The 22,980-nt window shown below is 47.7% G+C and carries 15 protein-coding genes; 5 read left to right on the top strand and 10 right to left on the bottom strand.

Annotated features, from left to right (window positions below; all coding sequences use genetic code 11):
• Positions 1–26 precede the first annotated feature (26 nt).
• From QM717_RS04225 to QM717_RS04215, 3 genes are all read right to left on the bottom strand, one after another.
• Positions 27–2,291, bottom strand: coding sequence for an aconitate hydratase (locus tag QM717_RS04225; protein WP_415035171.1), 2,265 nt, complete (start codon positions 2,289–2,291; stop codon positions 27–29).
• 241 nt (positions 2,292–2,532) lie between these two features.
• Positions 2,533–3,633 carry an acyltransferase family protein gene (locus QM717_RS04220; protein ID WP_415035169.1) on the bottom strand — a complete coding sequence of 367 codons (1,101 nt, stop codon included), beginning with the start codon at positions 3,631–3,633 and terminating at the stop codon, positions 2,533–2,535.
• Entirely contained in the window at positions 3,630–4,751 is a 1,122-nt protein-coding gene (locus tag QM717_RS04215) for an acyltransferase family protein (protein ID WP_415035167.1), read from the bottom strand. The genes QM717_RS04220 and QM717_RS04215 overlap by 4 nt, the downstream gene beginning before the upstream one ends.
• Positions 4,752–4,814: 63 nt before the next feature.
• Between QM717_RS04215 and QM717_RS04210 the strand changes: the two genes are divergently transcribed.
• Positions 4,815–5,909 carry a hypothetical protein gene (locus QM717_RS04210; RefSeq protein WP_415035165.1) on the top strand — a complete coding sequence of 365 codons (1,095 nt, stop codon included), beginning with the start codon at positions 4,815–4,817 and terminating at the stop codon, positions 5,907–5,909.
• Between the two features lie 4 nt (positions 5,910–5,913).
• Entirely contained in the window at positions 5,914–6,207 is a 294-nt protein-coding gene (locus QM717_RS04205) for a DUF1905 domain-containing protein (protein WP_415035163.1), read from the top strand.
• 3 nt (positions 6,208–6,210) lie between these two features.
• On the opposite strand, the gene QM717_RS04200 is transcribed toward QM717_RS04205, so the two are convergent.
• Positions 6,211–6,912 (bottom strand): LytR/AlgR family response regulator transcription factor, encoded by a 702-nt coding sequence (locus tag QM717_RS04200; protein WP_415035161.1) that lies wholly within the window; start codon positions 6,910–6,912, stop codon positions 6,211–6,213.
• A gap of 3 nt (positions 6,913–6,915) precedes the next feature.
• Complete coding sequence (locus QM717_RS04195) at positions 6,916–7,959, bottom strand: sensor histidine kinase (protein WP_415035159.1); 1,044 nt, start codon at positions 7,957–7,959, stop codon at positions 6,916–6,918.
• Positions 7,960–8,153: 194 nt separating this feature from the next.
• On the opposite strand from QM717_RS04195, the gene QM717_RS04190 reads away from it, so the two are divergent.
• Positions 8,154–9,380, top strand: a complete 1,227-nt coding sequence (locus QM717_RS04190) for a T9SS type A sorting domain-containing protein (protein WP_415035157.1) — start codon at positions 8,154–8,156, stop codon at positions 9,378–9,380.
• A gap of 2 nt (positions 9,381–9,382) precedes the next feature.
• Here QM717_RS04190 and QM717_RS04185 read toward each other — a convergent pair whose 3' ends face one another.
• The 4 genes from QM717_RS04185 to QM717_RS04170 all read right to left on the bottom strand — a co-directional run bounded on the left by QM717_RS04185 (position 9,383) and on the right by QM717_RS04170 (position 14,616).
• A complete protein-coding gene (locus QM717_RS04185) occupies positions 9,383–10,336 on the bottom strand; it encodes an AAA family ATPase (protein WP_415035155.1) in 954 nt (317 codons plus the stop codon).
• Between the two features lie 74 nt (positions 10,337–10,410).
• Complete coding sequence (locus tag QM717_RS04180; protein WP_415036001.1) at positions 10,411–11,844, bottom strand: peptidylprolyl isomerase; 1,434 nt, start codon at positions 11,842–11,844, stop codon at positions 10,411–10,413.
• On the bottom strand, positions 11,807–12,655 hold the full coding sequence (locus tag QM717_RS04175) for a hypothetical protein (protein WP_415035153.1): 849 nt from the start codon (positions 12,653–12,655) through the stop codon (positions 11,807–11,809). The genes QM717_RS04180 and QM717_RS04175 overlap by 38 nt, the downstream gene beginning before the upstream one ends.
• A complete protein-coding gene (locus tag QM717_RS04170; RefSeq protein ID WP_415035151.1) occupies positions 12,655–14,616 on the bottom strand; it encodes a peptidylprolyl isomerase in 1,962 nt (653 codons plus the stop codon). Before QM717_RS04170 ends, QM717_RS04175 begins: the two co-directional genes overlap by 1 nt.
• Before the next feature lie 490 nt (positions 14,617–15,106).
• On the opposite strand from QM717_RS04170, the gene QM717_RS04165 reads away from it, so the two are divergent.
• The gene (locus tag QM717_RS04165) at positions 15,107–16,696 is read left to right on the top strand and encodes a peptide chain release factor 3 (RefSeq protein WP_415035149.1); all 1,590 of its coding nucleotides are present in this window, start codon (positions 15,107–15,109) and stop codon (positions 16,694–16,696) included.
• A 146-nt stretch (positions 16,697–16,842) separates the two neighbouring features.
• Positions 16,843–17,064, top strand: coding sequence for a hypothetical protein (locus tag QM717_RS04160; RefSeq protein ID WP_415035147.1), 222 nt, complete (start codon positions 16,843–16,845; stop codon positions 17,062–17,064).
• A gap of 128 nt (positions 17,065–17,192) precedes the next feature.
• Here QM717_RS04160 and QM717_RS04155 read toward each other — a convergent pair whose 3' ends face one another.
• The gene (locus QM717_RS04155; RefSeq protein WP_415035145.1) at positions 17,193–22,562 is read right to left on the bottom strand and encodes a MopE-related protein; all 5,370 of its coding nucleotides are present in this window, start codon (positions 22,560–22,562) and stop codon (positions 17,193–17,195) included.
• Between the last annotated feature and the right edge of the window lie 418 nt (positions 22,563–22,980).

Here is a 22,980-nt window from a genome sequence, read left to right as displayed (position 1 = left end):
TTTCTCTATAAAAAATCTAAAAAGAATTACTTCGCTTCGGCTGCAATCAGGTTGAGTGCAGAACCAGCCACAAACCAACCGATCTGGCCTTCGTTGTAGGTATGGTTTGCGATGATGATATCGGTCGTACCATCGGCGTGGGTGAATTCCAAAGTCAACGGAACGCCCGGTGCAAAATCGGTCAGGTTCGTGAAGTTGATCGTGTCGTCTTCCTGGATTTTGTCATAATCGGCTTCATTGGCAAAAGTCAACGCCAACATTCCTTGTTTTTTCAAGTTCGTTTCGTGGATACGTGCGAACGATTTCACAAGAACGGCTTTCACACCGAGGAAACGCGGCTCCATCGCCGCATGCTCGCGCGATGAACCTTCGCCATAGTTGTGGTCGCCCACCACGATCGATGGAATGCCTGCTGCCTTGTAAGCACGTTGCACCGCCGGTACTGCATCATATTCACCTGTCAATTGGTTTTTCACCGAATTGGCTTTGTGGTTGAACGCATTGATCGCCCCGATGAGCATGTTGTTGGAAATGTTGTCCAAATGTCCGCGGAAACGCAACCAAGGACCGGCCATCGAAATGTGGTCGGTGGTACATTTTCCGAATGCTTTGATGAGCAACTTCGCTCCGGTAATGTTCTTTCTGTCCCAAGGTTGGAAAGGCGCGAGCAATTGCAAACGCTCCGAAGTCGGGCTTACCTGAACCTGAACACTCGAACCGTCGGCGGCAGGTGCCTGGAAACCGGCGTCCTCTACGGCAAATCCGCGTGGCGGCAATTCGTTTCCGGTTGGTTCGTCGAGTTTGACTTCCATGCCGTCTTCGTTGATTAAGGTATCGGTGAGTGGATTGAAGGATAAATCTCCGGCGATGGCCAAAGCCGTCACCAATTCCGGCGAACCTACGAACGCCAAAGTGTTCGGGTTACCATCGGCACGTTTAGAGAAGTTGCGGTTGAACGAGTGTACAATCGTGTTTCTTTCTTCCTTCTCGGCTCCTTCCCTGTCCCACATCCCGATGCAAGGTCCGCACGCATTGGCGAAAACCGTTGCACCGATCTTGTCGAACGTGTCGATGAATCCGTCCCTTTCAATCGTATATCTTACCTGCTCAGAACCCGGCGTAATCGTGAACTGTGCTTTAGTTTTGAGGTTTTTCTCGGCAACTTGTTTGGCCAGTGAAGCCGAACGGGCAATGTCTTCGTAAGATGAATTTGTACATGATCCGATGAGTCCGACCTCGATTTGCAAAGGCCAGTTGTTCTTGATCGCTTCTTCTTTCATTTTCGAAATCGGCGTAGCCAAATCTGGCGTAAACGGTCCGTTCAGGTGCGGTTCCAATTCCGACAAGTTGATTTCAATCACTTGGTCGAAATATTTTTCTGGCTCAGCGTATACTTCCGGGTCGCCTGTCAAATACGATTTGATTTGGTTCGCCGCATCGGCTACATCGGCACGGTCGGTCGAACGCAGGTAGCGGTCCATCGATTCGTCGTATCCGAAAGTCGAAGTCGTTGCCCCGATCTCGGCACCCATGTTACAGATGGTTCCTTTTCCGGTACACGACATTGCGGTCGCGCCTTCCCCGAAATATTCTACGATTGCTCCGGTTCCACCTTTAACCGTAAGAATTCCGGCAACTTTCAAGATGACATCTTTAGGAGCGGTCCAACCTGATAATTTTCCGGTCAATTTGACTCCGATCAGTTTTGGAAATTTCAATTCCCAAGCCATGCCCGACATCACGTCAACGGCATCGGCACCACCGACTCCGATGGCCACCATTCCGAGACCTCCGGCATTTACGGTGTGCGAATCCGTCCCGATCATCATTCCGCCCGGGAACGCATAATTCTCCAAAACCACCTGGTGGATGATTCCGGCTCCCGGCTTCCAGAAACCGATACCATATTTATTAGAAACCGAAGACAGGAAGTCGAACACTTCGCTGCTCTGTGTTTTGGCACGTGCCAAATCGGTGGTTGCGTCTACTTTTGCCTGGATCAGGTGGTCGCAATGAACGGTCGTTGGAACGGCCACTTTGGGCTTTCCGGCGTGCATGAATTGGAGTAAGGCCATTTGCGCAGTGGCGTCCTGGCAGGCTACACGATCGGGTGCAAAATCGACATAATCCTTGCCTCGTGTAAAAGCTTTGGAAGGCATGCCTTCCCAAAGGTGGTTGTATAAAATTTTCTCGGTCAGTGTAAGCGGTCGGCCAACGATTTGACGGGCTGCGTCCACGCGTGTCGTCATGTTGGCGTACACTTTTTTAATCATTTCAATATCAAAAGCCATAATCAATTTGGATTTGTTTGTTTTTTGTGATGCAAATTTACGCAATTCCGATAAGAGATGAAAGATTTTGAATAAAACTAACGATTCAGAAGATTATTATTCCCAAATCGGCATTTTTAGTGATTATTATTAAATACTTTTTGGAAATGACTTAAAATATTAAGCGATTGTTAATTTAAAGAAGTTTTTTTGCCAAATTCGAAATCGATATCGTTTGCGCGCGAATTAGAACGTTTCTAAATTAGCGTTGCGCTTGTGCGAGGAGCCGTTTTTCGACGAAATGATGCAGCAGCCAACCGAATAAAATCGAGCAGCAAACATAAACCGCCGACATTAAAATGACTGCACTCGGGTTACCGAAATCGACTTTGAGCAAGTATTCGGCCAGCAGCAAAACGATGCTGAAATGAACCAGGTAAATGCCATACGCCATCCGGCTCATCAAAGAAACGGGACGCTGCAAGAAAGCGGGTGCCGTTTGCCAACCCGACAGCAACGGAAGAAAACAGGCCAAAATCAAAGAAGTCAACGGCAAATAAAAGATGTTCCAAAACATCGGGTGGGTTTCAATAGGCAACTGTAAAATACTGATCCCGAATGCCAAAAATGCGATCCCGGCCAAACCGACAAACAACAAAGCCCATTTTGCCTTTTCCCATATCGCAGACCGCTGCATAAAAATCCAACTGAAAAGCGTCCCGATAAAAACCGAATCGAAACGGTAAATGGCGACAGTCTTGAGCGTCACGTCCCAATTGGTGATTTCATTCGTTTCATGCTGACTGTGGTACAGCCATTTGGTCCACAGAAAAACGAGAATCAATCCGATGGTTGCCATCAAAAACACCATCGGTTTTTGCTTTTGGGTAAAAATCCGCGACAGCGAAGTCATCAAAAGCACCAACATCAGCACGCCAAAAACAATCACGGGCAATCCCCAGGATTCGGGAAAAAAGGCCGGTATGGGCTGCGAAAAATTCTGCAGGAAAAAGAAAAAGGACCACACCTTGCCGATTTCATAATCCATCAGGTAGGCGATCCCGATATTGGCCAGCAAAACCAAAACATACAGCGGTACAATGCGCAGCAGTTTTCTTTTGACAAAACGGATTGCATCGGCCGCAGCAAAATTTTCTGCCATGAAAATACCATAAAATGAATTCCCAAGCAGGAAACCGCACAACACAAAAAAGATTTCAAGCGACACCAAACCCAGAATCGGCGCAAATTGTGCCATGCCCGGATGGGCGATTTGAAACGAATTGAGCACATTGGCCAGCAACAGCAACAAAATGGCCGCTGCCCGGTACAAGTCCAATCCAAAAATCCTATAGTCTGTCATAATTTTTCCTCCCTGATTTTCATGAGTGGTTTCTCGAAGAATTCATACAAACTCCAACTCAACACAAAGGTCAACGCCAAATAGAGCGCGGTAAAGGTATGCAATTGCCAGATGTCCATATAAGTCGAATCGATGAAATATTTCATCAGGTACAACACGAAACTGTAGTGCAGCAAATAGACCGAATACGAGATCGCACCGAGGAATTGAACGGGTTGGCGCAGTCGTTCGGGCCCCGATTTCCATTCGGAAAAGAATGGCAGCATCAAGGCAGAGGCGATTGAAATGAGCGGTAGGAAAAAAATATTCCAAAACACCGGGTATTCGGCGATCGGCAGTTTGATAAAACCGACCAAAACCGCCAATGTCGCCAAAATCAATTGACTCAAAACCAAAGCAATTTTGACACTTTTGATCCAAAACTTCAAGAAATTGTATTGGATCCAACTGGCCAAAATCCCAATCATCACGGCATCGATTCTATACAAAGCCACCGATCGCAGCGACACGTTCCAATCGGCCAAATTGTGGTTCCGGGTGTGCCAATTGTATTCGACCTTGGCCAACATCACCGCGGCAATCGACCCTAAAATGGTCCACAAAAACAATCGGTTGCGGTTGCCATTTTTGATGCGTGCCAAAACCAAAAATACAAACGGCAGCAGGAAATAAGGGATTTCCTTAATCGACATGCTCCAGGATTCAGGAAAAAACGGCAGCATCGGGTGGATGAAATTCTGCAAAAAGAAGAAATATTTCCAAGCATCGACGACTTCATAACCGAGGTAACTGAACACGGCAATGTTCAAAATGAGCACGAACAAATAATTCGGCATGATGCGGAACCAGCGTCGTCTGAGGAAAATCGAGGCGAGTTTGTAATTGTAATCGGGATTAAGGAATAATTTGAGCAAGGATTTGCCGATCAAAAATCCGCTCAGCACAAAAAACAATTCGACGCCGATGAAACCCGAAAAATTAATCGCCTTCGTGAGCAAATTGCTGTAATCTTGGTAAATCCACAAAATGTGCGCGCACAAAACCAAAAGGATCGCAAGCACGCGCATGAGGTCGAGCCCGAAGATTTTATTCTTTTCCTTCAACTGGTCGTCAATCATCAAAAAGTGTATTTTTGTTTTATGAGGAAACCAAAGATATACAAAATTTTAACAGTTTTACTTTTGCTGCTGATTATTGGCGGAAGCATCTGGTATGCGCTTTTGCCGACCCGCCACAAGGCGATTGTCAAGACTGAATTCCTGCTCCGGACCGGACTCGTGGACAACCAATGGGTCGTGGACAACGCGACACAGCAATACCAAATGATCTCGCCCGCTTTCCTCATCGACGGCATCTACAAATCGATGGAAGGCCCGAAAGCGTCCAATTATGTGCAATTGTCGCAGGATTCGACTTTGCTTTGGATTACTGGTTTTCAAGTCAAGGCTTTGGATTCCAAAACCAAGAAACCCATTTCGAACGATTTCATCTGCCACACCAATGTCGATTTCAACGATGTCAATTATTTCAACAATTTCCATCTGCAGAATCGGATCGGCAAGCAATATCCAAGGATGACTTCGCTTTCGCACGGACTCGAACATTTCCGTTTTCCCAAAGGTTACGGCGTCCCGATGAAAGGCAACGACTGGCTGTTTGTGACCACACAATCGCTCAACCACAACCTGCCCGATGCCAATTACCTGATCAAGCACGAAGTCACGATCGAATACCACAAAGCCGACCAGCGCACCAAGCCGCTCATGAGCCGTACGGTGTTTGTCCAATTGCCGTATGATAAAAACGATCCGTTCAAGGAACCGCTCGACCCGGCCTCGAACCAATGCGTGCCCGTGGAAACCAAAAACCACAGTTACGACGACGGAAACGGGAACATGCTCTCGGGACATTGGGTCATTCCGAGCGGCAAGAAAACCTACCGCAGTTCGATCGATGCGCAATTGCAAATGAAGGATAGTCTGCGTTTGCACGCCGCGGCTATCCATGTGCATCCGTTCGCGACTTCGATCACTTTGTTCGACAAGACGACAAACCAACCCATTTTCACGAGCAAGATCACCAACCACAAAGACAAAATCGGGCTTTCGGAAATTGAACCTTTCAGTTCCGAGAAAGGCATCTGGCTGTACAAAACCCACCAGTACGATTTGGTTCTCGAGACGAACAATACCACTGCCATCGAGCAGGACATGATGGGCAGCATGTTTTTGTTTTTCTACGACCAGGAACTCGACGATATCTTGAAACGACCATAAAATCTTGGAAGGAAAAATCAAATACGAATTCACCGCCGAAATCTGGAAACACGGCTTCGGATGGTATTTCGTTTCGCTTCCGATTGTGATGTCAGCCGAAATCAGACAGCATCTCCGATGGCAGGAAGAAGGCTGGGGAAGATTGAAAGCGACGGCACAAATCGGCACAACCCAATGGCAAACGGCCATCTGGTTCGACACCAAGAACAGCACCTACCTGCTTGCATTAAAAGCCGACATCCGGAAAAAAGAAAAACTTGAAATGGGTCAAAATAGCAACGTGACCATTTGGGTCTGAAATCTACTTGATGCCCAAAGTTTGGTGCACCCAATCTTTGTAACTACGCCCAATCGGGATTTCTTTTCCGGCAATTTCGACATCGTTGGCGTCGATGAAATCGATCTTGAGACGGTTCACGATAAACGAACGGTGGATGCGCAGAAATACCGAAGCCGGCAATTCATTTTCCAATTCGCTGATCGGGTAACGCGTCACGATGGTCTTGTGGTCGGTCACGATCTTGACATTTTCGCGTTGGCTTTCGATGTACAGGATCGTGTTGACCGGAATCCGTGCCTTCTTTTTGTTGACGGTAAAAAATAAATCCTGGTTTTCCTCGGATACCGAAACCGGTTGGACAACCACATTGAGTCGGTCAAACGCTTTGTTGACGGCCACTACAAAACGGCTGAACTCAATCGGCTTCAACAGATAATCGAGCACGCTGTGTTCGTAACTCTGGATCGCAAATTCGTGATAGGCCGAAGTGATGATGACCAATGGCGGCGACTTGATGGCCGAAAGGAAATCCAATCCCTTGAGTTTGGGCAGATGGATGTCGAGAAACATCAAATCGACCCGGGTCGTATTGAGCAATTCCATCGCGGCAAAGGCATCGCCCGCCACGCCCACCAGTTCCAGAAACGGCACCTGTGTCACAAAACCCTTCATGACATCGAGCGCGAGCGGCTCGTCTTCCACAATAATGCATTTGATAGTCATCGGCTACTGGTTTAGGTCTAAAAGGAGTTTGGCCTTAAAAGTACGGCCCGTTATTTCGGTTTGCAAATCAAAATCGGGATACAGGATTTCGAGCTGGCGGCGCAGGTTTTTGAGTCCGATGCCTTGTGGTTTTTCCTCGGTTTCGTATTCGAAAGAATTGTCGACCTTGAACACCAAACGGTTTTGCTCCAATTCGAGTTCGATCCGGATGAATGCCTGCGAAGTGGTTTCGCTCGCGCCGTGCTTGAACGCATTTTCGACCAGCGGAATCAAAATCAACGGGACGATTTGTGCGTCGGGCGGGTCGGCCTTGTAATCGAATTGAACTTCCAACCGCTTGTCGTAGCGTATTTTTTCGAGCTCGATGTAATCGTTGAGGAATTGGATTTCCCTTCCAATCGTAATTTTCCTGGCTTGCGCCTCATACAACACAAACCGCAGCAATTTGGACAACTTAACCACGACGCCCGAAGTATCATCTGATTTTTGGAGTGCCAACGCATAAATGCTGTTGAGCGTGTTGAACAGGAAATGTGGATTGATCTGCGCCTTGAGAAAATTGAGTTCGGTTTCGAGTTTTTCCTGCATCAAAGCCTTTTCCCGTTGGATGAGCCGGTTGTTGTTGCTGTGCATCTTGAGTGCCAAGGCCACGCCTGCAATGAAAATGATGTCCATGAACGCATTGATGAGTCCTTGGAATTCGAAAAAATAAGGCGGGATTTCGAGCTGGTACACCTCAGGAAAGAAATAATTCACGATGATCGACCGCGACAGAAAAGAAAACACGACCAAGATGACCGAACAACTGCCCACCAACATTGGCCGGTTCGATCTGCGGCCCGCATAGCGGTTGAACATGTAAAACAACAGGTACACCATCGGGATTTTGACCAAAACCACCAACAATGTTTCGGCCGTCGCCGCAGCGGTAAAGGCGTGCTGCACCGTAAAATGGTGTTGGATCATGACCCACTCGAATTCGGTGTAAATCTCGAAGGCCAGGTAAAGCGTCCAAAACAAGATGTGGTTGATGTGCCGTTGCTTCATGGGTTAAAGTTACATTTTTTGGCATCAAGTCCTTGCTTTGGCTACCAACGACCGTTTTTTGTTGACGAACTGCCCAAAATCGGTCTTGAAAACATTCATCTCCAAATATTGGTTTTCGGTGTACCGATTCTGGATGTGTGGCCAAAGCAGGTATTTTGCTTCTGATTAAACCCTAATTTCAAAAGAAAAACACCATGAAACACCCGTTACTTTTTCCGATTTTATTGTTTACCCTCATGGCCGGTGCACAAACCTGGACTACTGCAACCGACATGACCGAACCGGTCCGTGCCGGCAATACCGCATCATATGCCACCGCCGATGATGGATTTATGTTTGTCATTTCTGGCCGCAACGCCGCCGGATTGATCAACAAAAAAAACCAACGCTACCAGATCAGCACCAATACCTGGACCGACATGGCCGATCATCCGACGGGACGGCTCGGAGCCGCATCGACCACCGTAAAGGACAGTATTTATACCATCGGCGGATTGGTCACGACGCCCGGCACCTTGAACCGCCGCGTCTACAAATACAGCATCCACCAGAACAACTGGACCCAGATGGCCATGCTGCCGCAAGGACTCACCGATGCATTGGCCGTCACCTATCAGGACAGCCTCATTTATGTTGTCGGTGGCTATACCGGCCTGACTTTCCTGTACAATACCCACACCAACCAATGGCGTTATGCGACGCCCATCCTGCCTAGCGGCGATCTTGCCTGGGGTGGATTTGCGGTCAAGGACAACAAATTGGTCTATGTGTGCGGCACCGACGGATTCCTCTCTCCCAACTATTTCAATACGGTGATGGTGGGCACGATCGACCCGAATGATCGTGCCGTCATTACCTGGAGCGAAGGCACGCCGTTTCCGGGTTCGACACGCACTTTCTTCAATGCACATGCCTGGAAAGACGGCATTATCATGACCGGCGGAAGCACCGACAACACCTTCGACACCCATTCTACGGAATGCTACCATTACAACACCAACACCGACACCTGGACGCAATTGCCTTCCAAGCCGACTTCGTGGAATACGGGCAACAGCGCCAGTGTACTGGCGGGTGGAGAATGGAAACTGATTTGTTCTGCTGGATATGCGGGCGGTTATCTGACGCAGACCGAAATTTTTACCGAAGCAGACGGTTTGGGAATCGGTGAAAACAAAAGCTGCTCCATCCGGAATTTCCAAATCACCGCATCTGAGATCGTTTTTTGCTCCGCGCAGGATGAACCGGCAACAGCGACCATCCATGATTTGCACGGACGCATCATCCAAACGGTAACGGTCAATGGAACCAAAGGTGAAAACCGACTCAACATCCCAAACGACAGCCTACCCAAAGGCGTGTATTTGTGTACGCTCAAGCAAGGCCAAATTTCGGCTTCGAAAAAATGGCTGGTGAATTGACCCTAGAAAAGTGAAGTGATGATCTTCTCGATCGTGATTCCTTCGGCGTCGGCTTTATAGTTCTTTACCACACGATGACGAAGGATTCCGGTCGCGACCGCCTTGACATCCTCGATGTCCGGTGAGTATTTGCCATGGAATGCGGCATTGGCCTTGGCTGCCAAAATGAGGTTTTGCGAAGCCCTTGGCCCTGCACCCCAATCGATATAATTCTTGATGTATTCGTTCGACAAGGCGTTCTCCGGGCGTGTCTTGCTGACCAAAGTCACGGCATACTCGATTACATTATCGGCTACCGGCACACGGCGGATCAGGTGTTGGAAGTCAATGATTTCCTGGGCTGAAAACAACGGATTGATGACTGGCTTGTCATCTGAAGTCGTGCTTTTGACGACCTGTACTTCCTCTGCAAACGACGGATAGTCGAGCTTGATCGAAAACATGAAACGGTCGAGCTGGGCTTCAGGCAACGGATAGGTTCCCTCCTGTTCGATCGGGTTCTGTGTCGCCAAAACAAAGTAAGGCAAATCGAGTTTGTAATTGTGTCCGGCAATCGTCACGGCGCGTTCCTGCATCGCTTCGAGCAAGGCGGCCTGTGTCTTTGGCGGGGTACGGTTGATCTCGTCGGCCAGGATGATGTTCGAAAAAATCGGCCCTTTGATGAATTTGAAGTTGCGGCTTTCATCGAGAATTTCACTACCCAAAATATCCGAAGGCATCAAATCGGGGGTGAACTGGATGCGTTTGAAATCGAGTCCGAGCGCCTGTGCAATGGTGTTGACCATGAGTGTTTTCGCCAAGCCCGGGACGCCCACCAAGAGTGCGTGCCCGCCCGAGAAGATGCTCAGCAAAATCTGGTCGACGACTTCCTCCTGGCCAACGATGATTTTGGCGATTTCCTTTTTGAGTTCGGCCCTTTTTTGAACCAGGTTTTGTATTGCAGCTACGTCAGACATGTTGTCGATTTTAGATTTTTGGATTTTAGATTTCAGATTTAGCAATTCTAAAATCTGAAATCATAAATCTGAAATTATTTCTTAAGCCAGTTGTTCGTGAATTCGCAATTCTTGTATTCGCCGTTGATCTGGATGTAGGTTTCCTTGATTTTCTCATCAAACCATTTGCCGATGGCGTTGAACTGTTTTTCCTTGAGCGCGAGGTCCTTGATCTTGATGTAATCTTTGGAATAATCAGCGGTGTGCTGTTCGATTCGGTTGGTTACCGTAACGAGTTTGTATTTTTTTCTTCCGGCCTGGTCCACATCGATTTGCGGCACCGAAACTTCGCCTTCCTTGAGGTTGGAAACCTGCGAGTACAAGGTCGGATCCATTTTGGTCAATTCGAAATGCGTATCCTGTGTTTTTGGATTGACGAGCAAACCACCGTTGTTGCGGGTCTCCTTCTCATCCGATTCGGCACGTGCGGCATCGGCAAACGAAATTTCCTTGTTGATGATGCGGGTGCGGATTTGCTCGGCCTTGGCCTTGGCATCCTTGAGCGATTGGTCGGACACCTGTGGAATCAACAGGATGTGGCGCAAATCCACTTCCTGTCCACGGATTTTTTCTACATAAATGATGTGGTAACCGAAAGTGGTTTCAAACGGTTCGGAAATCTCGCCTTCCGCCAGACTGAACGCGACATCCTTGAATTCTTTGACGAATGGGGTTTTGCGGTTCATTTTGTAAAACCCGCCATTGACCCTCGAGCCCGGATCTTCGGAATACAGAACCGCCTTGGTGGCAAAGCTCGATCCCTGCTGTACTTCTTTTTTGAACTCCTTGAGGCGGTCGATTACTTTTTGTCTTTCGACATCGGTGATCTTGGGTTCGATGACGATTTGGGCCACTTCCATTTCGGCCCCGAAAACCGGGAGTTCGTTTTGTGGAATTTTCTTGAAGAAATTGCGGACTTCCTCTGGGGTGATTTCGACCCCGTCGACAATTTTCTTTTGCATCTCGGAGGTGAGTCGGTTCATCTTGATGATTTCAAACAAATCGGTACGGAAATCTTCCTCATTGGATTTCTTGAAATACTTGATGACCTTCTCCATCGAACCGATTTGCTCGACCATATAACTGATCTGCTCTTCCATTTTACCCTTGACCTCATCATCGGTTACGATGATACTGTCCTGTACGGCCTGGTGCGCATACAATCGGTCTTCGAGCAATTTGCCGAGCATCTGGCAACGCGAAATACCGGCAATCGAAGTGCCTTGGCTGCTCATTTCCAAAAAGGATTTGTCGATATCCGAATCGAGTACATTGTAATCACCGACCGTGGCGATGACTCCATCTATCTTTTGGCGCTTGTGGCTCGTCGTCATTTTCTCAGGCTTGGCCGCAACCGAATCCTTGATGATTTCCTGCGCCTGGACGAAAGTGGTGGCCAACATTAAAAGGCAAAGGGCAAACGCCATTTTTTTATTTATAAATTTCATACTTCTGGTCTTTAACGGCATCATCAATGATTTCCTTTTCAAATTTCTTAATTAATTCTAACTTCCTTTTGTTCAATATCACTTCCCTGAGCGTCGGCTTGAGGTAGTCAAATGGCGCCACCTGGTTTTTGTCGATTACCGCGCGGATTTTCACCAGATACATATCGAGCGAATCGGCTTTCTGGATGCTCTTGCCCGAAACAATATATTCGTCGCGGTTGTCGGGATTGATGAACGGCAGCTTGCTGTACACTTGGTTCATTTCAACCCAAATCGAGTCGTTGAACGCAAAGCTCTTGAGCTGCAGCGCATAGGTATCCCAAAATTTCTGATCCGATTTCCGGTAATCGAAGAACTTGCTTTTGATGGTTTCGTACCTCGGATTCTCTTTGGGCAGGTTGATGTAACGCAACCTGACCAAGGTGCCGTTGGTCCTAAAATTCTCTTTGTTGGCCTGGTAATACTGTTTCAATTCCGTTTCCGAAACCGCCGTATCTACCGAGCGTTGTACAATTTCCTCGAGGTATGCTTTGGTATACAAATCGATTTTGTACTGTTTGATCAGGTCGTCGAAATCGGCCTTGCGCGCATCGCTCAGGTTAACCTCGGCTTTGCTGATCAATAATTTTTGCGAGGCCCAGCGGTCGATAAAACCACGGACGATCGCGATGCTGTCTTCTTTCGAAGTCCCTTTCGGAACCAAATTTTTGATGTCGTCCTTAAACAGGTAGGCGTCATTTACTCTTGCAATCGCCTGCGGCTTGGCTTCCGGCTTGAAAAAATTACAGGAAAACAGTAATAGACACAACCCTATATAAGGCAGCTTCGACATTATTTTTGGAGTTCCTTTTTGACCCTTTCGAAAACTTCGGGATTGGTCTTGACGGTAAATTCCGTTTTGAGATCATCTACCCAACGCTGTTCGAGGTATTGCTGGTAATCGTTGATGCACTTGCCTTTGCATTCCTCGAGTGTTTTGATTCCGGCCGGCAAAACTTTGTTGACTTTGGTCACGAAATAATACTGTCCGTCTTTGGTGATTTCCGAAATGCCTTCCTTGAATTGGAGTCCTTTGGGCAAAGCGTCGTTGCCTTCCTCGAAAGTTCCGGCATTGGTCATTACCTCGACTTTGTCTTTGGTGTTGAGCTTTTCCTTGATCTGGTCTGGCGTGCTGCCTTTCTTGAGCATTTTTTGCACTTCCTTGATCATTTTCTCATTGGTCGAAGAAATGATCACCACATCGGCGCGGTTTTTCCACTGGTAGTTGGTTTTGCGCGTGTCGTAGAAATTCTTGAGCCCGATCGTGTCGGTTTTCGATTTTTCCCAGATTTCTTTCTCCATCAAATCGAACAGCAACAAACCGTCGCGGTATTCTTCCATCACGGCCGCAAATTCAGGGAATTCGGTTTCGAGGTGGTCGTTGTAATAAGCGTTGAGCTGTTCATCTACGAATTTCTCATACATCTTGTCGACCATTTTACCCACCGGGCGGATGCCGCTTCCAGCTTTTTGCTGGGTCGCGATGAATTTGAGGAAATCGGTTCCGGTGACGTCTTTGTCCTGGATCGTGAACAATTTGCCATCGAATGGTTTGGTATCTTTGGGCAAATCCCATTTGTTTTCGTAGAAATCGGCGGTCACGGCCTTGGCAGCCGCTGCATACAGTTTCTCGTTTCTCTTGATTGGGTATTTTTTTCTGAGTTTTTCGTTGAGCGAGTTCGTGATCAGACGCGAACGGTCGTCCTTGCCTACTTTATTCTCGAGTTCCGGCTTCATTTCGTCGAAAGTTTTGAGCGGGAATCTTTCGATCAGCTTGACGATGTGCCATCCGAATTTGGTTTGGAAAGGCTGCGATACCGGCTTGTCTTTGGTCAATGAAAAAGCCACATTCTCGAATTCTTCCGAGCTCAATTGGCCCGAACCGAAACGATTCAACTGTCCGCCTTTGGAAGACGACGATTTGTCTTCGGAAAACTGCTTGGCCAGGTCTTCGAATTTCTCGCCTTGCTGCAATTTCTTGTAGATTTCGTTGATGGTATTTTTGGCTTTGTCCTTGTCGGTATCTTCCGGTTTCGGGTTCAGGATCATGATGTGCGCGACCTGGATTTCGCCACGGTTGTCACGGACGTCGTCGACCTTGACGATGTGGTAACCAAAACGGGTGCGGATTGGATTCGAGATTTTGCCTTTCGGGGTTTTGAACGCCGCCGATTCGAAAGCATACACCATTCTAAACGATGAGAAATAACCCAAATCTCCTTTGTTTTCCTTGGCCGACGGGTCCTGCGAATTTTCCTGCGCCAGTTTACCGAAGTCCTCGCCTGCCATCACGCGTTTGCGCAAATCGACGATCTTGTTGTAGGCTTTGAGCGTATCCTCGGGCGAGGCATTCTCATCAACGGTAATCAAGATGTGTGATGCCTTGACTTCCTTGAGCGAACGTTGGTAAGCCTCGTCCACCAATTCCTTGGTCACCTTGGAATCGGTGACATAGTTTTTCGAAAGCTGGGTGCGGTAGGACTTCAACTCATTTTGGTAAGTCGTCCCGTTTTGCAATCCGAGTTTATTGGCTTTGTTGATTTTGAGTTTGTACCCGATGAACAATTCGAGGTACTGGGTGAGGTCTTTTTGCGATTCGTCCTTTACAAGGTCAAGGTTTTTATTGTAAACCCTGGCGAATTCGTCCGTATAATAAGGTTTGTTATCAATTGTAAATAATACTTCCTTTTTGACATTCTGTGCGTAAGTTACTGCCGAAAAAGAGAGTAATAATCCGAACAACAATTGTTTCATTTTCATTATTTTAATTCCAGTTTGATTAATAAAATTCGAAAAAATATAAGTGCGTTTTGGTTGTACTTGGTTAAAATTCAGCCAACAAAAATAACAATTCACGCTCACAAAGCAAGAATAGCCCATACTATTAACAAAAAATTATAAGCGCCCAATATTACGACATTTTCGGCTATAAAAACGGTAAAAAATAGGGTTTTATCATCCGTTGGATTCAATTGTGGATTTTTTACGGATTTTCATTTGGAAACGACTGCCCTAGCCCCGATTAAAGTGGAAATCCTTTTACAAAAAAGATTGCCCGAAGCGCAGCGAAGGGCAATTTCTTTTTGTAAAAGATTGCAGCGGAAAGCGGGAATAAGCTCCTGAAAATTTTAAAACAATTATAGGAATTAAGATAATTAAGCAGCACTTCATAAAACTTAATCCCTCAATGGTTCAAAGAAATAAAGGTAAAATGTACTACTTTTGCAGTCCATTTACAGAAATTATGAGTTTTTTAAAAGAAATCCAGCGCCGCCGAACCTTTGGAATCATCTCGCATCCCGATGCCGGAAAGACCACCTTAACCGAGAAATTGCTCCTCTTTGGAGGTGCGATCCAGGAAGCGGGCGCGGTCAAGAACAACAAGATCAAGAAAGGCGCGACCTCCGACTTTATGGAAATCGAGCGCCAGAGGGGAATTTCGGTATCGACCTCGGTGTTGGCCTTCAATTACAAGGACAAGAAAATCAACATTCTTGATACGCCCGGGCACAAGGATTTTGCCGAGGACACCTTCAGGACCTTGACCGCCGTGGACAGTGTGATCGTGGTCATCGACGTGGCGAAAGGGGTCGAGGAGCAAACCGAAAAGCTCGTTTCGGTGTGCCGCATGCGCAACATCCCGATGATTGTGTTCATCAACAAGCTCGACCGCGAAGGAAAAGACGCCTTCGATTTGATGGATGAAGTGGAACAAAAATTAGGTTTGAAAGTCACACCGCTGAGTTTCCCGATCGGGATGGGTTATGATTTCCAAGGGATTTACAACCTGTGGGAAAAGAACATCAACCTGTTCAGCGGGGACAGCCGAAAAAATATAGAAGAAACGATTGCGTTCGACGACGTGCAAAGTCCCGAACTCGAAAAAATCATCGGACAGAAACCTGCCGACAAATTGCGCGAAGAACTCGAACTCATCGATGAAGTCTATCCGAAATTCGACCAAAACGAATACCTCGCCGGCCATTTGCAACCCGTATTTTTTGGTTCGGCCTTGAACAATTTCGGCGTACGCGAATTGCTCGATTGCTTTATCGAAATCGCTCCGGAACCACGCGAAAAGGATTCCGATACGCGTACGGTCAAACCGGACGAAACCAAAATGTCGGGCTTCGTGTTCAAGATCCACGCGAACATGGACCCGAAACACCGCGACCGTCTGGCGTTCGTCAAAATCGTGTCGGGCACTTTTGAAAGAAACAAACCGTATCTGCATGTCCGTCAAGGGAAAAACCTCAAATTCTCGAGTCCGAACGCGTTCTTTGCCGAGAAAAAAGAGATCGTAGATATTTCGTATCCGGGCGACATCGTCGGTTTGCACGATACCGGAAACTTCAAGATCGGCGACACCTTGACCGAAGGCGAACAGATGAATTTCAAGGGAATCCCGAGCTTCTCGCCCGAGCATTTCCGTTACATCAACAACGCCGACCCGATGAAGGCCAAGCAGCTCGACAAAGGCATCGACCAATTGATGGACGAAGGTGTGGCGCAGTTGTTTACCTTGGAAATGAACAACCGAAAGGTCATCGGAACCGTGGGCGCGCTGCAGTACGAAGTCATCCAATACCGATTGGAGCACGAATACGGCGCCAAATGTACCTATGAAAATTTCCCTGTGCACAAGGCTTGTTGGGTCAAACCCGATGATCCAAAGAATGAAGAATTCAAGGAATTCAAGCGCATCAAGCAGAAGTTTTTGGCCACGGACAAGTACGGACAGCTCGTATTTTTGGCCGATTCCGACTTTACAATCCAGATGACACAGAGCAAATATCCGAGCGTAAAATTATTTTTTACCTCTGAGTTTGATTAAATTCGCATTTTGCGTATTTTTATTTTTTGGAAGCCGATTCTCAGTTGATTACAAAAGTTGCGTTTGTGTAATTTTTAGGTAAAAATCGAGATTGTTGTTTTCATTTTAGAAAATGATTGCTATCTTTACCCCCAATTCGACCCAAGATGAAACAAAATTTATTCAAATTATATCTGCTCAGTTTCTTTATTTTGTCTGATTTTATCATGTTTGCCCAAGGCCCTGGTGACGATGATGACGATGGAGGATTGGAGGACGATGATCCGCCGGCAACACCAATCAACAGCAAGCTGATCTGGTTGTTGGTTGTCGCTTTGCTTTATGCAGCTCATACCTATTACAGAAACAGACGCGCCAAAAAAGCGTAATTTTCAACATATCAAAAAAGCCTTCCCGAAACGGAAGGCTTTTTTATTTGCCTCACTTTCAAAAAAAGACAAGACATAAAAAAACCTTTCCGGTTAAGGAAAGGTTTTCTGTTTATAGGATTAAACGTTTATCGTTTCACGGTACGCAGTGTTTTCACCACCGATCCTTGGGTTACAATCACATTGTAAACTCCCGAAGGATATTGGGCGCCCACTTTTTCCATGTTCAGGTCTTCGGCTTTCACTTCTCTTGACTCGATCAGTTTGCCCAGCATATCGTATACTTTGAGTTGTACGCTTTCTTGGCTTGAAGAAGTCAGTTCGATATTGAAGTCGGACGTAAATGGATTCGGATAGGCCGATACCTTGAATACATTTTCGTTGGCCGTTTCCTCGATCATATTTCCATTGGCTCTTGCGGTTGCACCCGGAGAGGTGATTTCGCAAACATCACCGAATGGAGACCAAGTTCCAGCCGTCATCACCGCAACCCTAACGCTGTAGAGCGAGGCCGGAGTGAACGCTGCCGGTGGAATCGAGTTGAACAAGAAGTAGTTCGTGTTTCTGTCGATGGTCGCCGTTGCGTTGTCCAATTGTCTGACGATTTGGAAACGGTATTGGGTTGCACCCGAAACGCTGTTGGCCGCTACTCTCGTAGTTCCCAAAGCAACCGTTCCGCCGCAGTTGATCAATGATGGAACCGCCGGTGAAGTAATTTCACATGGCGAACCAAAACCGCCGAAGTCGCCTGTGGTTTTCACCGCCACTTCGATTCTGTAGATCGTTCCGTAGTTGTAACGGGTCAGCATTTGCAAGCTGAACCAGTTTTGTGTACGGTCGATGCTTTGAACCGCATTCGGCCCAGAAGGATCGGTCAGGTTGGTTACACGGAAACGGTATCCGGTAACACCCTGGATGCTGGTAGTGGCAATCAACGTATTGATTTGGTTCAATGTTACCCCACATTGTGATGGAGAAACCGAAGCCGCTCCGCCTTCAGCCAAGATGGCAGGAGTAGATACCTGGCAGGCAGGACCGTAATAGCCCAACCAAACCCCGTTGCGTTGCAATTGGATTTCGATGCTGTACGTACTTGCATAGGCATGTGAAGGGAATTGTGGCATCGTGAAATGTGGTACATTTTTCTCGATCACCTGAACTTCGGCACCAAGAGTAGCACGGATTCTGTAACCGGTGATGCTGTGACCGCCCACGGTTTGGATTCCGATCAATGATCCGATAGAAGCCAAGGTCGCTCCGCATGATCCAGGCAACAAAGTTGTAGTCAACAAATGTCCTTCATCGAGGTTGCCATCGCAGTTGTCATCGACGCCATTGTACAATACTTCTGCATGACCCGGGTTGATCGCTGCAACAGAGTCGTTGCAATCAAGCATGGTGTTGGCCGCCAAATATCCGGTTGGGATTGTAGCGCCGTAGCACACTACTTGGCTTACCCCATTGGAATACCCATCGCTGTCGGCATCAATATACAAGGTCGCGCTTTGGAAAGCCGCAGCATCGCTGTCGTTGCAATCGGTGTTGTTCAAGGAATATCCGGTTGGTGGCGTGTTGGCATCAACGGCACAAACGCTAACCAAATCACCTGTTCCATAAGTATCGTTATCGGCATCCACATAGAATGAGAATGTGGTGTGGATGGCGGCGTTGTTGTCGTCGCAATCGGTTCCGTCCAATGAATATCCGGCTGGTGGCGTGTTGGCATCAATAGCACAAACCGCTACCAAGCTTCCGGCTCCGTAAGAATCACCATCGACATCCGCATAGAATGGGAATGTCGCGTGGATGGCGGCGTTGTTGTCATTACAATCGGTTCCATCCAATGAATATCCGGCTGGCGGTGTATTGGCATCGACTGCACAAACTGGCACCAAAGCACCTGCTCCGAAGCTATCGCCATCAACATCTGCATAGAACGAGAATGTGGCGTGGATGGCGTTGTTGTTATCGTTGCAATCGGTGTTGTCGACTACATAACCTACAGGAGCACCTGTACAAGATACTTGGCTTACCGCAGCGTTTCCGAAACCATCGTTATCGAAATCCTGGTAGTAAGTCACATTTTGCAATACGCTTACATTTTGCACATTGTTGTTTACGCAAGTATTGCCATCCGTATATGTATAAGTAATCGCGTGCGGTCCTACACCTGCAGTGGCAGGGTTGAAACTTGCGGTTCCGTTGCCGTTATCGGTGATGCCGGCACCCGAGAATGTTCCGCCTGCGTGGTTACCGGTCAAGGTGACCGCCGAAGCATCTTCGCAATAAGAAGCAGCCAATCCTGTGAAATTAACGGTAGGCAATGCATTGATCACATAGTTTACCGCTGTACGGCAACCAGCCACCGAAGTACATTCTACATAATAAGTAGTAATGCCTGGTGTATTGGTATCGGCAAGGCCAGAGTTAACAACACCTACCGGGTTGAAAGAAGAACCTGTTCCGATGGCAGTACCACCTGAAGAAACAGTATACCATTCGAGTTGCCCCGGAATTCTATAAGTAACGGTCAAGCTGATGTAATCCAAATTGGCCGTTCTGTTACCAAAAGTACTTTGTGTAACGGTAGCCGCGAAAGCCACACCAAAGTTAGACGCATTGACATCGGCAGGAGTCAAACTTACATTCCACAAATCAGCAACACCGCCGTAGCTTGCAGTAGCGGTAGAGCTCGTAGACCAGTTGCCTCCGGCCGCTTTGTTGTCGCCGGCCGCCGATCCGCCTTTCACCAATCGGATGGAATTGTCCTGGGCTTCCCCTCCAACAATACCGCCGCTTCTGAATTTACCAACCGTAGCCGATACCCCTTCAACGATGGCATTGGCAGGAATCGCAAAGTTGTACCCTGTAATGATGAGGGTTTGCGAAGTCGTGTTACCAGAGGTCGAACCGGTGATCGTGGTATACGAAGTATTGTCTGTATAAACATTGTTCGTAGCACTCCAAGCCGTTCCAGTTCCTGAATTGCTGGCTGCAGTCGGGAAGTTGGCCCCGGCATCCACCGATGGGAACGATCCACAACCTGAAGCGTTGAAAGCTGCACTTGGTTGTCCTTGACAAATCACCACATCAGCAGCAACCGGTACCGGACGAATAGTCAACACTTTGTTTGAAGTGATATTTCCGCAAGGCGAATTTCCAAAAGCGGTCAACGTCAAAGTAACGCTTCCAGCCAAGATATCGGCAGCACTTGGATTGTAGGTAGCCCCATTCAAAGTATTGTCGCCAGCAAAAGTTCCTGTTCCGTTTGACGTCCAAGCCACAGCAGAATAGTTGGTCGCCGTTGCTGTAGAAGAAATGTTGGTTGCACCTGCATTCGAACACATCGAAAGTGCCGATCCTGCATTGGCCGTAGCCGCACCCAATACATTAATCGTGTACGTAGCCTGTGCCGCAGGACATGGGTTGTTGGTCACGGTCATGGTCAAGGTCACGGTATTTCCGGCGTCACCCGCAGCAGCGGTGTAAGTCGGCGAAGTGGTTGTACCACCAGCAGTAATCGATCCTGCCCCGTTTTCAGTCCATGAAATGGTTCCGTTGGATGCCGTAGCCCCAACTACTTGGTGGGTTTGGTTTTGACAAATCGTCACGCTTCCGCCTGCAGATGCAGTAGGAAGTTTTCTGATGGTCAATGTCTTGTTGTTTGACGCGTTGGCACAAGGGCTGTTTCCGGTAGCGGTCAAGGTAAGCGTTACGCTTCCGGCCAAAATATCGGCAGCACTCGGCTCATAGGTCGCCAAAGTGAGTGAAGTATCGTTGGTAAAAGTACCCGAACCGTTAGAAGTCCAAAGCACGCCTGCATTATTGGTTGAAGTAGCACCGGTAGTAATATTGACCGCTCCTGCATTTTCACAAGTCGAAACGGCGGTTCCTGCATTGGCAGTCGCAGCACCGTTTACCTGAATCGTGTAAGTAGCCTGGGCAGAAGTACATGGGCTGTTGGCAACCGTCATGGTCAGCGTAACTGTGTTTCCGGCATCGCCAGCAGCCGGCGTATAGGTCGGTGCAGTAGTGGTTCCGTTAGCCGTAATCGATCCCGCGCCGTTTTCAGTCCAAGAAATGGCTCCGTTTGATGAAGTCATTCCAGAAACCACATGGGGCTGGCCCACACAAATTGTCGCGCTTCCGCCTCCAGTGGCCGTTGGCTGTTGGAAGAAAGTCATGACCTTATTGGAAGTCGCATTCCCGCATGGTGAATTGCCTGAAGCAGTCAAAGTGAACGTAACCGTAGCCGCTTCGCCTACACCCGGTGTATAAGTAGCGCCATTGAGAGAACTCGCACTGTTGATGGTTCCTGTTCCGTTGGAAGTCCAAAGGACGCCAGAATTATTACCGGCGGTCGCCCCTGTTCCAATAGCAATATTTGTATTCGAGATACAAGCATTGAAAGCTGATCCGGCAGATGCCGTCGGAGCAACTACAATCGTGAGGTTAGCCCCATTATCCGATCCGGTAGCCGGTGGGAAATTGGAAACCACGCGGATCCTGTAGTTTGAACCTGCTCCCTGTCCTGCAGGGATGGTAGCCGAAATAGAACCAGCAGTAGTAGCCGTTGCGGTTCCGATCGCGGTCGGCGATGAGAAACTTCCCGCCGAGCTTGAAAGCTGGGCAGTAAAGACGTTTCCTGTCGCATATGTTCCTGTGATGGTATAAGGCACCGAAATGTTGCTTCCGGCGCAAATAGGTCCGGTCACCGTTCCCGTAGAAATCGTTCCTGTAAATCTTCTGAGTGCAATCAATATCGCACCGTTAGTGGTTGAAGCACCCAAATTAGAAGCGGCATTTCCGGTCGCTCCAGCGGTTGTTCTGGTTCCCCAAGAAGAAATGATTCCCGTATCGAGGTTGCTGTTGTCAAAATCTTCGTCATACAATTCGGTCCAGCTCGAAGGGTTTGTAGCCGAAACAACACCTCCATTGGTGTCATTGGCCATCATCCCGAAGAAAATAACCGCCGCATTGGCCGTCGAAGTCGTAATTCCGTTCGCATTGAGCTGGGAGTCAGCCGCAATGTTGTTGTAAGCGTTGCCTGGATCCACATCAAACGGACCGCCCGCTGCGCCATTCTCATTCAAGCCTCCGGCAATGTCTACTCCGGAAAAGGCAGAAATACCACCTTGCCCGTCGTCTGAATCACCATCTAAAGTAAAAGCAAAGCTGGTCGCCGCGACATCGGTAGCCGTAGCGATTTTGTACAAAATGGTACCGCGGTATCTGCTATTTCCCGAAGGGTTCATATTGCTTCCCGCGACAAATGTCCATCCGGAACTCGTGGCATCGTTAAAGGCAGAACCATCGGTCCCGCTTTGCATAATTTGCGCAAGCATCACATCACCAACAACAAGTCCCGCAGGTTTGTTAATGGTCACTGTAGTACTTGTGGTTGTAGCTGTAGATGAAGCCCTCAACGCAATCTGTGCGACTGCATGGTCCGTAAAAAACAAACTGGCGAGCAACATTACAAATACAACGAATTTCATTTTCCTTAATGAAAAGGAATTGGGCTCACGATCCTGGGAACTTTCCCACAACCTGCCGGTTCGTAGTAATGTAGTTTTCATATTCATAGGTATTTAATTTTGAGGATTACTCATTTATACGTTGCAAATAGGCACTTTCTCCTAATTAAATGTAAAGTAACTCCGTATTGAAATCTCAAAAAAAAATACTCGACCAAAAACCGTAAAACACGTTTAAACACTGGGCGTTAGCACTTTAACCCCCGAAAGATGCATTTCACCTATTCCGTTTGTTTTTTGGGGCTTCATGTCAAAAAATTGACTATATTATTAAGGAGTGGATTTTGCCAATCCTGTAAGAAAAACCTAGCTCAGTTGATGAAATTCGAAAAATACGACGCCTCAATCCGATCCCGCAGCGTGAAATTACATTGCACCA

Source organism: Flavobacterium sp., from assembly GCF_047602195.1.
Taxonomy (GTDB): domain Bacteria; phylum Bacteroidota; class Bacteroidia; order Flavobacteriales; family Flavobacteriaceae; genus Flavobacterium.
This window is presented reverse-complemented; position numbering and strand designations above follow the sequence as displayed.